The sequence below is a fragment of the Roseobacter weihaiensis genome, assembly GCF_020622345.1.
Taxonomy (GTDB): domain Bacteria; phylum Pseudomonadota; class Alphaproteobacteria; order Rhodobacterales; family Rhodobacteraceae; genus Roseobacter; species Roseobacter weihaiensis.
The window spans coordinates 83488-98560 of sequence record NZ_JACNMO010000004.1; the positions used below are offsets into that span (position 1 = coordinate 83488).

Genomic DNA, 15073 nt, shown 5'->3' on the forward strand with positions numbered 1-15073 from the left:
AACCCATACGATACCCACTTGTTTTAAGTTGATTTGACGGTACGCTGTAATGTGGAGGGGGTTTTTATTTTGAACGAAAAAATAATTTTAAGCCGCGCGCTCACAACGCCGCGGGACGGCTGTGGGCCTTTGTTGCAGGGGAGCGGGGAGAACGCATTTTCCCTGCGGCAACAAGTCTTTGAGTATGTGCGCGCGCACGGGCAGGCGGCGCGGGCGGATATCACGACGGCTCTTGGCATCAGCCCGGGATCGGCCACAACCCTCACGGCTGATCTGATCACCAGCGGCTTTTTGCGTGAATTCGAGGGGCGCGCGCGCGAAACCGGGCGCGGGCGCCCCAAGGTCGGGCTCGAAGTTGTGCCGAATGCGGCCTATGTGATCGGCATCAAGCTGGCCTTCAACCGCCATACGGCCGTGCTTGCGGATTTTGCGGGCAAGGTCATTGCGGATGCTTCTTTCCCCTCTGGCGATACGCGCAGGCCGATGGCGCAACTGTTGCAGGAAACGCAAAACCTCGTGGACCGGCTGCTCAAGGAGAGCGGCATATCACCATCGGACATCAAGGCGATGGGGATCGGCATGCCCGGCATCATCGATCACTCAACCGGTACGGTGGCGTGGTCCTCCTTGCTGGAGGTCCGCAACGAAGACCTGACGGCCGCCTTTTCTGAACGCTTTGGCATGCCACTGTTGTTGGACAATGACGCCAATATGCTGACCCTCGCGGAGCTTTGGTTTGGCGAAGGTCGTGCAATGTCGGATTTTGCGGTTGTGACCGTGGAAAGCGGGGTGGGCATGGGGCTGGTGCTGCGCAATCAGCTTTACCGCGGGGCCCATGGCATGGGGCTGGAGCTGGGGCATACCAAGGTGCAACTGGACGGCGCACTTTGCCAATGCGGGCAACGGGGCTGTCTGGAGGCCTATGTGGCGGATTACGCGCTGATCCGCGAGGCCGCCACGGCGCTTGGCCATAGTTTCGATACCAGCAAAAACCCCGAAGATGTCCTGGCAACCCTCTTCGAGCGGGCAAAATCCGGTCATACTGCGGCTGAGACGATCTTTCGCCGGGCTGGGAAATATCTGTCACTTGGTCTGTCGAATGTTGTGCAACTCTTTGATCCCGAGCTGATTATCCTGTCGGGCGAGCGCATGCAGAATGATTATTTCTACGCCGAGGAGGTGCTCGACACGATGGAGAAACTGACCCTCAACGAGGGGCGGCAATCCTGCCGGGTTGCGGTCAATGCCTGGGACGATCTGGTCTGGGCGCGCGGCGCGTCTGCCTTGGCCTTGTCCTCGGTGACGGCCACGTTGATTGATGAGATGCGCGCGGCATGAGATTGCTGTGCCTCCTGACCTGTCTGGTGGCGCAGCAGGGCAGCGCCGAGGTGCTGTTTGAAGACCGCTCGGCCGCGCTGCCACCTCATACCTATGAGGGAGGCTGGGAGCATTTTGTCGGTGGCGGTCTGGCCGTGTTCGACTGCAATGGGGACGGGCTTGCGGATATCTTTGCCGCCGGAGGCGAAAACCCGGCCAAGCTGATCGTCAACAAGGGGGCATTCCGGTTTGAAACCGCCGATCTGCCGGCCTTGACGCATGTCACGGGTGCCTATCCGCTGGACATTGATGCGGATGGGATCAAGGATCTCTTTGTGCTGCGCGTCGGCGCGAATGTGGTACTGCGCGGGCACCCCTCCTGCCGTTTCGAGCGGGCAGATGATCTGTGGGGCGTGCCCGGAGATACGGCCTGGAGCACCGCTTTCACCGCCTGGTGGGAGGACGAAACGACCAAACCGGTGCTGGCCGTGGGCAATTACGTGGATCGCAGCGCCCCCGATGGTCCGTTCGAGGCCTGTGACGATCATCGCATCCTTTTTCCAAAGACCGATGGCTATGATGCCATGACGCTGGCACCGGGGTTTTGCGCGCTGTCGATCCTCGCGGCCCGTGACGCACGCGGAAAGATGGCCCTGCGTCTGTCGAACGACCGGCACTACTACGTCCGGGGCGGGCAGGAGCAGATGTGGGATATCGCGGAGCGTCGTTTTCTGACCGAAGCGGATGGCTGGGAAACGGTGGCCTTGTGGGGCATGGGGATTGCCAGCCGCGATCTGACCGGGGACGGTTTGGACGAGGTGATGCTCACCTCGATGGGCGATCAACTGATGCAGATTGCCCAAGGCGACGGCCGGTACAAAGCCGCCCCGTTTGAGATCGGCACTTACGCGCAGCGCCCGCATGTGGGCGATGACGGGCGTCCCTCCACCGGGTGGCACGCCGAGTTTGGCGATGTGAACAACGACGGGCTGGCCGATCTGTTCATTGCCAAGGGAAACGTGGATCAGATGCCGGGCATGGCGACGCGCGACCCGAACAATCTGCTGGTGCAAACGCCGGAGGGTCGCTTTGAGGAGGTCTCGGTGCGGGCCGGGGTCGCGTCGATGCAGCGATCCCGTGGCGCGGCGCTGGTTGATTTTGACGGCGACGGGCGGCTGGACCTGATCGTTTCGAACCGTCGCGCGCCGCTGGAGCTCTATCGCAATGTCTCGCCCGAGGTCGGGAACTGGCTGCGCATTGAGCTGCGACAGGCCAACGCAAACCGCGATGCCATTGGCGCGCGGATCACGGTTGAAACGGGGCAGGCCACGCAATCCGTGCAGCAGGTGGTCGGCGGCGGACATGCTGGCGGCCAGTTGTTGCCGCGTCACTTTGGGGTGGGGGAGGCGCAGGACGCGACCATCATCGTTGATTGGCCCGATGGCACGCAAACCCGCACATCCGCGCGCGCAGGCGGCACCCATCTGATTGAAAAACCTTAAGGCACGGCCAGGCCGCTGGGCACCGTTTCGGGGATGCCAAGACGGCCTGCAAGGCTCGCCTCATCCGTAAGCGTGCCCAGAAACGCCACCAGCGCCGCGATGTCATCCGGGCTAAGGGCAACGGGAGGCACCCCGACGGTTGCGGCAATGTCCTGCAGGGCCTCGGGGGTCTGCAGGATCGCGAAATCATCAGGCACCGCGCCCGACAAAAGCGCCTGCGCCGGATCATAGTTTTGCAGCTCCGCGACCGGGTCTGCGTGGTGGGCGATGAAACCGGCGAGCGTTCGATGCGCCCCCGCGTGCCCATAAGGTCCGGTGACGGCGACATTGCGCAGGGATGGCGTGCGAAAGGCGTAGGCGTCCTCCGCCCGGCCCGTCACCCGGAACCGACCATCGTCGCGCTGGTGATCCTCAAAGGTGGCGGATTTGCCCGGCCCGATCTGGGGCGTCCCCATGGCGTGAAACCCGTGATCCGTCAGAAACTGGCCTGCATGGCAGGTGGCACACCCGGCGCTGCCATAGAAAAGCGCCAACCCTTCGAGAGCCGCGCCTTCAAACGTGACCTCTCCGCGCAGCAGCGCATCGAAAGGTGCGGTATCGGAGCGCCACTCAAAGGCGATGAAGGCCGCAATTGCGTTTGAGATATCCGTAAAGGCGATATCGGAGGGGGTGTCGATATGCGGATAGAGGGCTTGAAACTGTGCGGCATAGTCCGGGATCTGGGCCACCCGCTGAGAAAGCAGATCCCAGGCGCCCCCGGGGCCCGTGATGCGCCCCTGACGCACCGCCTGACCGATCTCGTTTTCGTTGTAGCTTCCGGCCATCTCGTCGCGGCTGAGCACCGGGAACATCGTCTGCGCGGAGAGCACCGAGGCAAACCCTTGCATCATATCGGCATCGAGCGGCGAGCGGAGGCCGCCGGGGGAGGCCGCATCAGCCTCCAGCCTGCCATCATGGAACATCACGGTGAAGTCCCGGGCCCCCAGATTGAAGAGGGCAGGCGAATTGCGGGGGATGCGCTGTTCCGGCGGATCGTCAGGGTCCGCCCGCCGCGCCGGGCCTAGCCCGATCCCGCCATCGCCGATGGAAAGAGAGACGCCATCCGACGTGCCAAAACGCGGGTGGTGACAGGTTGCACAGGCCACGGTCTTGTTGCCCGACAGGATCGGGTCGTAAAACAAGGCCTGCCCCAGCATGGCCTCTGCCGGATTGACGGGCAGGTAGTCCGCGTCAGAGAGCGGCGGTGGCAACTCCTGCGCCAGAGCGGCCAGCGGCACGAAAAGCCCGGTCACCAGGCCTGAAAGCCACGTCTTTGTCATCTGGTCAAATACCTCCTGGCTCCATTTTGCACGGCTGTTATACGGGTTGCAAAGGGCGACGTTGCCGGGCTACAGCTTGACCCAGGCCGCGTTGCGGGCAGAGGACCGGACACAGGCGTCGATGAACTCCATCCCGCGTAACCCATCAAGGATCGTGGGATAGAGCACGTCGGCCCCGGGCGCGCGCCCGTCGCGACGCGCCTCGATGGCATCGGCAGCCTCTGCATAGATATTGGCAAAGCCCTCCAGATAGCCTTCGGGGTGGCCGGGCGGTACACGGCTCATCCGCGCGGCGGCCTCGCCTGCGCCTGCGCCATTGCGGGTGATGAGCCGCTTGGGGGCCCCCAGCGGGGTGTGCCACAGATAATTCGGGTCTTCCTGCGCCCATTCCAGCCCCCCCTTGTCGCCATAGACGCGAATGCGCAGGGCGTTTTCATTGCCGGGGGCCACCTGGCTGCACCAGAGCATGCCCTTGGCGCCGCCCTCGAAGCGCAGCATCACATGGCCGTTGTCATCCACCCGCCGCCCCTGCACGAAGGCGTCAAGATCGGCGGCGAGGCTTTCCACCTCCAGCCCGGTGATGAACCGCGCCAGATTATGGGCGTGGGTGCCGATGTCCCCCGTCGATCCCCCTGCGCCTGAGCGTTCGGGGTCGGTGCGCCATGCGGCCTGCTTGAAATCCTGCGCCTCGGTCAGCCAGTCCTGCGGGTACTCCACCTGAACCACGCGGATCTTGCCGATCTCTCCATCGGCCACCATCTCGCGCGCCTGTCGAACCATCGGATAGCCGGTGTAGTTATGGGTCAGGATGAACAGCGCGTCGGCGCTTTCGGCGGCCTTCACCAGCTTTTTTGCATCCGCGAGCGTGGAGGTCAGCGGCTTGTCGCAGATGACATGAATGCCGCGTTTGATAAATTCGCGCGCCACCGGGTAGTGCATATGATTGGGCGTCACGATGGAGACCGCTTCGATCCCGTTTTTCAGGCGCGCCTCGCGGATCGCCATCTGTTTGAAGTCATCATAGATGCGGGGCAGCCCCAAAGCCGCGCCCGAAGCCTGCGCCCGTTCCGGGGTTGAGGACAAGGCGCCCGCAAGCAGCTCATAGCGGTCGTCAAGGCGTGCGGCGATGCGGTGCACCCCGCCGATGAAAGCCTCATTGCCGCCGCCGACCATTCCCAATCTGATCCGCGCCATCTTACGAAATCCCCAGCATTTTGCGGTTCGCGGCCTCATCGGTGCCGCCGTCTGCAAAATCGTCAAAGGCGCGTTCGGTCACGCGGATGATGTGATCCTTTACGAATTGCGCGCCTTCGCGGGCGCCGTCTTCGGGATGTTTGAGGCAGCACTCCCATTCCACAACCGCCCAGCCGTCGAAGTCATTGGCGGCCATCTTGGAAAAGATCGCCGCGAAATCCACCTGCCCGTCGCCCAAGGACCGGAACCGCCCGGCGCGATCCACCCAGGGCTGATAGCCCGAATAGACGCCCTGCCGCCCTGTCGGGTTGAACTCCGCGTCCTTGACGTGGAACATCTTGATGCGCTCGGCGTAGATGTCGATGTGATCGAGATAATCGAGGCATTGCAGCACGAAATGTGACGGATCATAGAGCATGTTGCAGCGGGCATGATTGTCCACACGCTCCAGGAACATCTCAAAGGTCACGCCATCGTGCAGGTCTTCGCCGGGGTGGATTTCATAGCAGATGTTGACGTCATTGTCCTCGGCATGGTCGAGTATGGGCCGCCAGCGCCTGGCCAACTCATCAAAGGCGGTTTCAATGAGGCCCGCAGGCCGCTGCGGCCAGGGGTAGACATAGGGCCAGGCCAGCGCACCCGAGAAGGAGACGTGGTTCTTGATGCCCATGTTGGCGGAGGCGGAAATGGCCTTCATCACCTGATCGACGGCCCAGGTCTGCCGGGCAGCGGGGTTGCCATGCACGGCAGGGTCGGCAAAGCCGTCAAAGGCGGTGTCATAGGCGGGATGCACGGCGACGAGCTGACCCTGCAAATGGGTCGAAAGCTCGGTCACCTCAATGCCGTTCTCCGCTGCCTGACCTTTGAAGGTGTCGCAATAATCCTTGCTTTCCGCCGCCTGTGCCAGATCGAAAAGTCGCGCGTCCCAACTGGGAACCTGCACGCCCTTGTAGCCGCAGTCCGCCGCCCATTTGGTGATCGTATCCCACGTGTTGAATGGGGCCGCATCCCCGGCGAATTGCGCCAGAAACAGCGCCGGGCCTTTGATCGTTTTCATGTTGGATCCTCCCAGTTCCGCCCCCTATTCGGGAGGCATGTTTTCCTTTAGATAGACATCAATGCGAATACGCTCCTGTGCTGCGTTGATCGGCATCTTGTCCCTTTTGGCCCGCATCACGCGCACGGCGCTGCGCACAAGATGGCCGGTGTCCTGGCTGATGACAGCGTCAAACAGCCCGCCCGCCAGTGCCTCCCGCGACAGTGGCGTCAGCTCATGCGCCACCACGACCGGCTTGGGATGACAGGCGCCTGAGCGAAAAAACCGCAACAACCCCTCGTTGCCCGCCGCCGATGAATAAATACCGATCACGTTACCATTGTCGAAGAGCGCGCCGGGGATCAACCTTTCGATCAGATCGGGATCGTCACGCCCTTCTAGTGAAGCGAGCACCTGAAGATGCGGGAAATCCCGCGCCATGACCTCGTCGAACCCCAGCCGACGCTCCAGATGATCGCGGGCCAGCATGGAGCCGGTAAGGATCAGGATTTTGCCCTGCTGCGGCCCCAGAAAGCGCCCCAGCAGCTGTGCGGCCGTTCGGCCTGCGGCGATATTGTCGATGCCCACGTAGTGATCGCGCTCTGAACTGGGGATATCCGCCACCAGGGAGACCACCGTCACGCCGTTTTCTTTCAGATGCGCAATGGAATCGCGCACCGAGGGCGTCTCGGGGCCGAGGATGGCAACCCCGTCGATGGCCTGCGTGTCCAGACTGTCGATGGCTTTGGCCAGCGCGACGGGGTCGAAGGCCGCCACATGGATAAAGCTGAGCCGCGTCCGTTCGTGCCTCAGCCCGCGGCTCAACGCGTCGATCTGCGTCTCCAGCGACGACAGGAATTCATTGCTGTTTGAGGGTAGAATGAAGACGAAATTATAGATGCGCCCGCGCGCCAGATTGGCAGCGGCGGTGTCGCGCACATAGCCCAGATCCGCAATCGCCTTGTGGACCTTCTGAACCGTTTTGTCCCGCACGCCGGGGCGCGCGTTCAGAACCCGGTCAACCGTGGCCAGGCTGACTTTGGCGACCCGCGCAATATCGTTGATCGTCGGGTTCAGAGGGGTGTCTTGTCCTGTCTTCATCAGATCCTGTTGCGTCTTTACATGGCCTTCGCCAGCCCTTCAAAGAGCCGTGCGACGGCCTCCGCGCCGGGATCATTGTGACCCAGCAGGTTCTCCTCCGGCACGTAGGAGGCGCGCCCCGCCTTGGCCCGCCCCATCGACGCTGTCGCGGCGGCGCCGGCACGGGCGGCATGGGCCGCGGCCTGCAGGCCCTCGGGCAGGGCGCGCAGGGCCGGATCAAGCGCGTCGATCATCGTGCGATCTCCCTTGCCGGCACCGCCCACCTGACTGATCCGGTCCAGCCCGGCCAGCAGCGCCTTGGCTGTGGGCTTGCCACTGGCGCAGGCGTCACCTGTCGCCCCAAAGAAGATGGCGAGGATCACGCCTGAAGATCCCCCCATGGTCTGGCTCAATTCATTGCTCACCGCGCGGAAAAGCTGTGTTGCATCCGCCAGCGGCAGCCTGTCGAGCGCCTCTTTCAACGCGCGGGCCGCCGTGGCAAGCGTACTGCCGGTATCGCCATCGCCTGATTTGGCATCCAGCGTGTTCAGATCCGTCTCGGCGGCAATCAGCAGATCACAGCACTGCGCAAGGATCGCGCGCGTTTTGGCGTTCTCCGACGGGATCGGCTGAATCGGGCTCAGCCCATCGGGCAGGGGGCGCAGCGGCACCGGTGTGATCGCCTTCATGCCAGGCCAGGCGGCCAGATCGACGGGGGCGTCCAGATGCGCTTTTGTGCTGTTGTCCAGCGGCAGGACAGACACGGAAAAGCCATGCATGTCGAGCGATGTCATCAACGGGGCGGGTCCGATCAGATACTGGATGTTTTTTGCCCTGGCAGAGGTCGCCAGCTCTTGCGTGAGGATGCTCATTTCCAGTGGCGTGGTGGCCCCGAGATTGTTGAGAAGCGCCACATGCGGGCCTGTCCCGATTTTGGGCTCAAGCTTTTCCAGCACCAGATCCATGGCGTTTTTGGCGTCCTTGAAGGCGACCTGCTCCACGCCCGCCTCACCGTGGATCCCAAGGCCCAGTTCAGCCATGCCCACGGCGATGCGGTTTTCCTTCGCAGAGCCCGGAACGGTGCAGGTGTCGAGGGATTTGCCAATTGACGCCATGTTGGCAATCGCCGCCTGCGCCGCCTTTGTGATCGCTGCCAGATCGGCACCAGCCTCGGCCAGCGCGCCGGCAATTTTGTGCACAAAGAGCGTGCCCGCAACACCGCGGGGTTGTGGCAGGTCGGGCAGGGCGATGTCATCATCGACCACCACCATCGAGACCTTCAGGCCAAAGGCACGCGCGCGCTCTGCCGCAAGACCGAAATTGAGCCGGTCGCCGGTGTAGTTCTTGACGATCAGCAGACAGCCCGCCGGGCCGGTGACCGCAAGGATACCCGCCAGCACCGCATCGACGGAAGGAGAGGCAAAGACCTCGCCGCAGACGGCGGCTGTCAGCATGCCCTGGCCCACAAATCCTGCGTGCGCCGGCTCGTGGCCCGACCCCCCGCCGGAGATCAGGGCCACGCGGGATTTGTCCCAATCCGTGCGGCAGACAACCTTGATATGGGGATAGCCATCGAGGCGGCAGAGGGCCCCGCCCGCGCTGGCCAGAACGCCGTCGATTGCATCTGTGACAAGCGTTTCCCTATCATTGATAAACTGCGCCATCCTCTTGTCTCCCTTCAGTAAATTCGGTCGCCGGACGCGTCAAAGCACAGGGGTTCGCGGGGCGCGATCTTGACGTGGGTACCGGGGGTGTACTCGGCATGCGGGTCTGCGAGCGTTATGATGTCGTGACCCTCAAGGCTCAGATGCAGGCGGGTGTGATCGCCCAGACGTTCGATCCGTCCGACGGTCGCCTCCCGGCCTTCGCCCTGGGTGACATGCTCGGGCCGCAGACCGATCTGATGCGCGCCTTTGGGCGCTGGGCCAAAAAGGTCGCCCGGCAGAATGTTGATCCGTGGCAGGCCCAGCCGGGAGGCCACATAGACCGAGTTCGGGTTTTCGTAGATCTCGCGCGGGGTGCCGTATTGCACCAACCTGCCTGCGTTCAGCACGCCCACATGGGTGGCCATGGTCATCGCCTCGATCTGGTCATGGGTCACATAAAGGATCGTGGCCCCCAGGCTGGCCTGTATGCGTTTCAGCTCGATCCTGAGATCGGTCCGCAGCTTGGCATCAAGCGAGCTCAAGGGTTCGTCCATCAGGTAGACTTGGGGATCACGCACCAGCGCCCGCCCGATGGAGACCCGCTGCATCTCGCCGCCCGACAAGGCCGTGGCCTTGTTTTCGAGCTTGTGGGAGATTTGCAGCACGTCCGCCACCTCACCCACCTTGCGGGCGATCTCCTCCTTGGGGGTCTTGAGGATCGGGGATTTCAGCGGAAACTCCAGATTCTCGCGCACGGTCAGATGCGGATAAAGCGAATACTGCTGGAACACCATCGCCACATCGCGCTGCGCCGGTGTCTCATCTTTGACCGCCCGCCCGCCGATGCTGATCTCGCCCGCGTCGAGCTTTTCCAGCCCTGAAATCAAACGCAATGTCGTGGTCTTGCCCGCCCCCGTCGGCCCCAGCAGCACGACGAAAGCCCCGTCCGGGATCGTCATGTCGACGTCGGTGACGGCGGCCGTGGCCCCGAAAGATTTCGAGACACCTCTGAGGATGACTTCAGCCATGGGTCAGCACCTCGTGGTTCAACTCTGATCGCAACGCCTGCCCGCTGGCTTGCTCGAAAAGCGTGATGGTTCTGGCGTCAAATCCCAACCCGACCGTTTCACCGACGGTCGCCACCTGTCCTGCCGGGACCCGCGCCTTGATCTCGCCATTGGCGGTCTCCAGCGTGATGATCTGTGTTGTGCCGAGGTACTCTGTCGCAATCACCTCCCCGCGATAGCCGCCGCTGTCGGTCAGCTTCACGTGCTCGGGTCGGACACCAAAGACAAGCTTGCCGTCGGCCCCCTGCCTTTGCTGCGGCACACCAAGGGTCTGGCCGTTCAACTCAACGCTTTGCGCCCCTTCAGCGACCTTGCCGTCAAAGCCGAGGAAATTCATCGAGGGCGAGCCGATGAAATCCGCGACGAACATAGTCGCGGGCTTGTCGTAGATTTCTTGCGGGGTGCCGAACTGTTCGACGACGGCATTGTTCATCACCACGATCTTGTCGCCCATCTGCATCGCCTCGAGCTGGTCGTGGGTCACGTAGACCGTCGTGGCGTTCATCCGGTCGTGCAGGGCGCGCAGCTCTTCGGACATGCGCTCGCGGAATTCCGCGTCGAGCGCGCCCAGGGGCTCGTCCATCATGAAGGCCTTCGGGTCGCGCACGATGGCCCGGCCCAGAGCGACGCGCTGCCGGTCCCCCCCCGACAGCCCGCCCACCGGTTTTTTCAGGATGCCCTCGATGCCGAGGATGCCGGCCACCTCATCCACCTTTGCACGCACGTCCCGGCGTGCCATGCCCTGGCTGACCAGCGGATAGCTGAGGTTCTTGTAGACATTCATATGTGGGTAGAGCGCGAACATCTGGAAGACAAAGGCAATATCGCGCTGGCTGGGGGGCTTTTGGCTGATCTCCTCACCGTCGAGGTAAATCTCACCACTGGTGGGCAGTTCCAGCCCCGCGATCATGCGCAGGGTGGTGGTCTTGCCGCAGCCCGAGGGGCCCAGCAGCATGAAGAACTCGCCGTCCTCGATGGTAAACGAGCTTTCCTTGACAGCGGTGAAATCGCCGAATTCCTTGCGGATGTTTTTGATGATGATCTGGGCCAAGGGGCTACTCCGGGAAGTGGCTGACGATGATGAACATCACCGTACCAACCAGCGTTGTGATGAAGGAGTAGGTGAAGGCCCACATCACGAAGGGTTGCATCAGCATGAAGACACCAAGGGCGATCAGCACGGTGGCCACGATCTCCCACGGGCCACGGCGCAGACAAAGAAGGCCAGAGACGAAGTTTCTCATTTGCGGACCGCTCCGAAGGTGATGCCGCGCAGCAGGTGTTTGCGCAGGGCGACGGTGAAGATCATGACCGGCAGCAGGAAGATGGTGGCCCCTGCGGCCACGGCGGGCCAGTCGAGACCGCCCACGCCGATGATCGTGGGGATGAAGGGCGGCGCGGTTTGCGCGGTGCCGGACGTGAGCAGTACCGCGAAGGCGTATTCGTTCCAGGCAAAGATCAGGCAGAAGATCGCGGTGGAGGCGATGCCGGTGGCGGCCTGGGGAAGGACGACTTTGTAGAAGGCCTGGAAGCGGGTGTAGCCGTCGATGAGGGCGGCTTCTTCGTATTCGCGGGGGATTTCGTCGATGAAGCCTTTCAGCAGCCAGACCGCGAGGCTGATGTTCACCGCCGTATAGAGCAGGATCATGCCCAGATGCGTGTCCGACAGGCCCAATTGGCGGTACATCAGAAAGATCGGGATCGCCACGGCGATGGGCGGCATCATCCTTGTACTGAGGATGAAGAACAGCAAGTCATCGGCCAGCGGGATCTTGAAGCGGCTGAAGGCATAGGCCGCGAGGGTGCCCAGAAAGATGCTGAGAAAGGTCGAGCCAAAGCCGATGATGACGGAATTGAGGAAGCGTTCTCCGAACTTCGAGGGGCCTGCGATAACCATGTCGTATTGGCGCACGATCTCCTCGTACCAGGTCTCCGGTGGATTGGCGGTGAGGAACTCATCGGTCTGCCGGGTGCGGGTGGTGAAGAGGTTGACGTAGCCTTCGAGTGTCGGTTCAAACAACACCTTCGGCGGGTAGCTGATGGCATCGGCGGGCGATTTGAACCCGGTGAGCATGATCCAGGCCAGCGGGATCATGGTGATCAGCGCGTAGGTTATCACCAGCGTGCCGGCAAACCATTTGGACCGCTTGCTGGGTTCGGTGACGGAGAAGCTGCTCATGAGGGGGGCTCCGGGTGATCGGGCGCGGCGTTGACGTTGGCGTGATGGGCCATGGCAGCACAGGCAGTGGCCACTCTGGAGAGCGGCGCCGCTTCGCGCAGCCTGCGTTTGGGCAAACGGATTTCGCTGACGGACATCACCGTTCCTTCACTTTGTTCAGAGCTTTGACGTAGATGCTGGCCAGACCGAACACGGTGACAAAGAGGATGATGGCGTAGGCGGAGGCATAGCCCGTGCGCCATTTCTCGAAGGCTTCGCGTTTGAGGTTGATCGAGGTCAGTTCGGTGGTCGATCCGGGGCCCCTGCCAGTCAGCTGCACCACCAGATCGAACATCTTGAAGTTCTCGATGCCGCGAAACAGCACCGCCAGCATCAGGAACGGCAGGATCATCGGGATGGTGATGGTGAAGAACTGCCGCAGCTTCGAGGCGCGGTCCACCTCCGCCGCCTCGTAGATGTAATCGGGGATGGAGCGGAGCCCTGCGAGGCAGATCAGCATCACAAACGGCGTCCACATCCAGGTGTCCACGATCACGATGGACCAGGGGGCCAGATCGACGGAGCCCAGCATTTCGAAACTCGACGGCTCCTTGCCGGTGAAAAACGCCACAATGTAATTAAAGAGCCCGATCTGCGGCTGGTAGAGGAATTTCCAGAAGTTGCCGACAACAGCCGGCGACAGCATCATGGGCAGCACGATGATCGTGGTCCAGAGATCATTGCCCTTGAATTTCTTGTTGATGAGATAGGCCAGCGTAAAGCCGATCAGCACCTGAAAGAAGATCGTCCAGAACAGGAAATGTGCGGTGGCCTGCATGTTCAGCCAGATGTCACTGTCGTTCAGGATGCGCTCGTAGTTGCGCAGGCCGACATATTCGACCTCGCGGTTGGGGCGGTTGGCGCGGAAGTTGGTGAAGCTGAGGTTGATCGTCCAGATCAGCGGGAAGATGTTGATCGCCAGCAACAGGAAAATCGTGGGGCCCACGAAGATCCAGGCGATGGCCCGGTCGCTGAGCCCCCTGATCTTGCGGGCGACAGAGGGGGGCGTGGCCGAGGCGGCGCGATTGAGGGGCGTGTCTGACATAAGACGCAACTTTCCCGGGGCCAGACGGGCGGTGCCCGACGTGCCGGTTGAGAAGGGGGCAAGGCGGGTGCGTGCCCCACCTCACGTTGATTTTCAGAGCTTGCCTTCGTCCTCGAAGGTCTCTGTCCAGTCTTCGATCAGCTTGTCCAGGGCTTCCTGGGCCGTGCCTTGATCGGCCACGACGTAGTCGTGGATGCGTTTCTGCATGGCCAGCAGCAGTTCGGCATAGGCAGGTTCCTGCCAGAAATCCTGTACCGCGCCCATGGCCTCGAGGAAATCCCCGGCAAAGGGGGCGCTGTCCACGAAATCGGGGCTTTCCAGCACAGCCTTATGGGCCGAATAGCCGCCCAGATCCCACCATTTCTGCTGCACATCCGGCTGTGCGAACCACTTGATGTACTCAAGGGCGGCATCCTGCTTGTCGGAATAAGCGACCACCGAAATCCCCTGACCCCCCAGCGTGGAGCCGGCCTGATTCTGCGGCGGGTTCACGAAGAAGTCGATCTTGTCGCCGCCCGTGTTCGGGTCGGCATAGAGGCCGGGAAAGAACGCAAACCAGTTCATCGCCATGGCCACCTGACCGGATTTGAACGCGTCAAGGCTTTCCCCCATATAGGAGTTCGTGTAGCCCGGCGGAGTTGCCGTCTCGTAGAACTCTTTATAGAATTCAAGCGCTTCGACAGCTTCCGCGGAGTTCACGGCCCCTTCCATGTCATAAGAACCGGGCGTGTTCTCGTATTTAAAGCCCCAAGGGTAGAGCGCGGATGTCACGCCCATCGTGATCCCCTCAGAGCCCCGTTCGGTAAAGATGGCGGCCCCGTAAACCGTCTGACCGTCAATCTCGCGGCCCTGGAAGAATTGTGCGATCTCCAGCATTTCCTTTTGGGTTTGCGGCTCGCCCAATTCGCGGCCCGTGGCCTCCAGGAAGGCCGCACGGATGTCATCCCGCGCGAACCAGTCCTTGCGGTAAAACCAACCGTTCGCATCCCCCATGGCGGGCAGGGCGTAGTAGTTCTCTGATCCTTTGGGCCATGTCGAATAGGCGTAGACGGTCGCATCGGCGAAATCGCTCATGGAGATGCCTTCGGCGTCAAAGAAATCGTTCAACTTGACGTAATGGCCGTTCTCGGCCCCGCCGCCGATCCATTGGCTGTCACCGATCAGCAGGTCGCAGAGCTTCCCGCCCGAGTTCAATTCATTCAGCATGCGGTCCGCGAAATTGGGCCATGGGATGAACTCAAAGCTCATGGTGTGGCCTGATTGTGCCTCGAACTCCTTGCTCAGTTCCACGAGGGCGTTGGCAGGATCCCAAGCGGCCCAGCAGAGCGTTAATTCTTCGGCTTGCGCGCTGCCCGCAAAGGATGCGGCGGCAAGGGCAATTGCGCTGGCGGATGCCAGTTTAAAGGTTTTCATTCATTCTCCTCCCAGTGTGAAATCGGCTTGTTATTCTGATCGCCGAATCGTCAACCTGACCTCTGGAACGCTATTTGAGGGGCGCACCTCATGTCTACTCATTTTTTGAGGTGCGCCCCTCAGGGTTAGGGGTGAAGGCTGATAATATTTTGATTTTATTTGGATAAACTCATTCGGAATTTAGCGGACCGGTGCGCGGATTGAGCCTCTATCCGGTCGTGGTTCAATGACGGGTT

Annotated in this window: 14 protein-coding genes; 2 read left to right on the forward strand and 12 right to left on the reverse strand. The window is 61.9% G+C overall.

Translation table 11 applies throughout. The annotated features are described in order from the left end of the window. Nucleotides 1-69 precede the first annotated feature (69 nt). Nucleotides 70-1338, forward strand: a complete 1269-nt coding sequence (locus tag H7847_RS06110; RefSeq protein ID WP_227268505.1) for an ROK family transcriptional regulator — start codon at nt 70-72, stop codon at nt 1336-1338. Then, nucleotides 1335-2819 (forward strand): CRTAC1 family protein, encoded by a 1485-nt coding sequence (locus tag H7847_RS06115; RefSeq protein WP_227268506.1) that lies wholly within the window; start codon nt 1335-1337, stop codon nt 2817-2819. The genes H7847_RS06110 and H7847_RS06115 overlap by 4 nt, the downstream gene beginning before the upstream one ends. On the opposite strand, the gene H7847_RS06120 is transcribed toward H7847_RS06115, so the two are convergent. The 12 genes from H7847_RS06120 to H7847_RS06175 all read right to left on the reverse strand — a co-directional run bounded on the left by H7847_RS06120 (nt 2816) and on the right by H7847_RS06175 (nt 14837). Then, a complete protein-coding gene (locus H7847_RS06120; RefSeq protein ID WP_227268507.1) occupies nt 2816-4138 on the reverse strand; it encodes a cytochrome-c peroxidase in 1323 nt (440 codons plus the stop codon). The two genes, H7847_RS06115 and H7847_RS06120, sit on opposite strands and share 4 nt — an antisense overlap. 69 nt (nt 4139-4207) lie before the next feature. After that, nucleotides 4208-5332 (reverse strand): Gfo/Idh/MocA family protein, encoded by a 1125-nt coding sequence (locus tag H7847_RS06125; RefSeq protein WP_227268508.1) that lies wholly within the window; start codon nt 5330-5332, stop codon nt 4208-4210. A gap of 1 nt (nt 5333) precedes the next feature. Beyond that, entirely contained in the window at nt 5334-6389 is a 1056-nt protein-coding gene (locus H7847_RS06130; protein WP_227268509.1) for a sugar phosphate isomerase/epimerase family protein, read from the reverse strand. Between the two features lie 24 nt (nt 6390-6413). Beyond that, on the reverse strand, nt 6414-7469 hold the full coding sequence (locus H7847_RS06135) for a LacI family DNA-binding transcriptional regulator (protein WP_227268510.1): 1056 nt from the start codon (nt 7467-7469) through the stop codon (nt 6414-6416). Between the two features lie 17 nt (nt 7470-7486). Beyond that, the gene (locus H7847_RS06140; RefSeq protein WP_227268511.1) at nt 7487-9112 is read right to left on the reverse strand and encodes a dihydroxyacetone kinase subunit DhaK; all 1626 of its coding nucleotides are present in this window, start codon (nt 9110-9112) and stop codon (nt 7487-7489) included. Nucleotides 9113-9126: 14 nt separating this feature from the next. After that, a complete protein-coding gene (locus H7847_RS06145; RefSeq protein WP_227268512.1) occupies nt 9127-10122 on the reverse strand; it encodes an ABC transporter ATP-binding protein in 996 nt (331 codons plus the stop codon). Beyond that, complete coding sequence (locus H7847_RS06150; protein WP_227268513.1) at nt 10115-11212, reverse strand: ABC transporter ATP-binding protein; 1098 nt, start codon at nt 11210-11212, stop codon at nt 10115-10117. The genes H7847_RS06145 and H7847_RS06150 overlap by 8 nt, the downstream gene beginning before the upstream one ends. A 4-nt stretch (nt 11213-11216) precedes the next feature. Next, entirely contained in the window at nt 11217-11405 is a 189-nt protein-coding gene (locus H7847_RS06155; RefSeq protein WP_227268514.1) for a hypothetical protein, read from the reverse strand. Then, a complete protein-coding gene (locus H7847_RS06160; RefSeq protein ID WP_227268515.1) occupies nt 11402-12340 on the reverse strand; it encodes a carbohydrate ABC transporter permease in 939 nt (312 codons plus the stop codon). The genes H7847_RS06155 and H7847_RS06160 overlap by 4 nt, the downstream gene beginning before the upstream one ends. Continuing rightward, a complete protein-coding gene (locus tag H7847_RS06165; protein WP_227268516.1) occupies nt 12337-12477 on the reverse strand; it encodes a hypothetical protein in 141 nt (46 codons plus the stop codon). The genes H7847_RS06160 and H7847_RS06165 overlap by 4 nt, the downstream gene beginning before the upstream one ends. After that, entirely contained in the window at nt 12477-13424 is a 948-nt protein-coding gene (locus H7847_RS06170) for a carbohydrate ABC transporter permease (protein ID WP_227268517.1), read from the reverse strand. Before H7847_RS06170 ends, H7847_RS06165 begins: the two co-directional genes overlap by 1 nt. A gap of 93 nt (nt 13425-13517) precedes the next feature. Further along, nucleotides 13518-14837 carry an ABC transporter substrate-binding protein gene (locus tag H7847_RS06175; protein WP_227268518.1) on the reverse strand — a complete coding sequence of 440 codons (1320 nt, stop codon included), beginning with the start codon at nt 14835-14837 and terminating at the stop codon, nt 13518-13520. Nucleotides 14838-15073: the final 236 nt, after the last annotated feature.

What these genes read in the sequence shown, in the direction of transcription:
- H7847_RS06115 (WP_227268506.1), top strand. Translation starts at nt 1,335, where the DNA reads ATGAGATTGCTGTGCCTCCTGACCTGTCTGGTGGCGCAGCAGGGCAGC.
- H7847_RS06155 (WP_227268514.1), bottom strand. Translation starts at nt 11,405, where the DNA reads ATGAGAAACTTCGTCTCTGGCCTTCTTTGTCTGCGCCGTGGCCCGTGG.
- H7847_RS06175 (WP_227268518.1), bottom strand. Translation starts at nt 14,837, where the DNA reads ATGAAAACCTTTAAACTGGCATCCGCCAGCGCAATTGCCCTTGCCGCC.
- H7847_RS06125 (WP_227268508.1), bottom strand. Translation starts at nt 5,332, where the DNA reads ATGGCGCGGATCAGATTGGGAATGGTCGGCGGCGGCAATGAGGCTTTC.
- H7847_RS06160 (WP_227268515.1), bottom strand. Translation starts at nt 12,340, where the DNA reads ATGAGCAGCTTCTCCGTCACCGAACCCAGCAAGCGGTCCAAATGGTTT.
- H7847_RS06135 (WP_227268510.1), bottom strand. Translation starts at nt 7,469, where the DNA reads ATGAAGACAGGACAAGACACCCCTCTGAACCCGACGATCAACGATATT.
- H7847_RS06140 (WP_227268511.1), bottom strand. Translation starts at nt 9,112, where the DNA reads ATGGCGCAGTTTATCAATGATAGGGAAACGCTTGTCACAGATGCAATC.
- H7847_RS06120 (WP_227268507.1), bottom strand. Translation starts at nt 4,138, where the DNA reads ATGACAAAGACGTGGCTTTCAGGCCTGGTGACCGGGCTTTTCGTGCCG.
- H7847_RS06170 (WP_227268517.1), bottom strand. Translation starts at nt 13,424, where the DNA reads ATGTCAGACACGCCCCTCAATCGCGCCGCCTCGGCCACGCCCCCCTCT.
- H7847_RS06165 (WP_227268516.1), bottom strand. Translation starts at nt 12,477, where the DNA reads ATGTCCGTCAGCGAAATCCGTTTGCCCAAACGCAGGCTGCGCGAAGCG.
- H7847_RS06145 (WP_227268512.1), bottom strand. Translation starts at nt 10,122, where the DNA reads ATGGCTGAAGTCATCCTCAGAGGTGTCTCGAAATCTTTCGGGGCCACG.
- H7847_RS06130 (WP_227268509.1), bottom strand. Translation starts at nt 6,389, where the DNA reads ATGAAAACGATCAAAGGCCCGGCGCTGTTTCTGGCGCAATTCGCCGGG.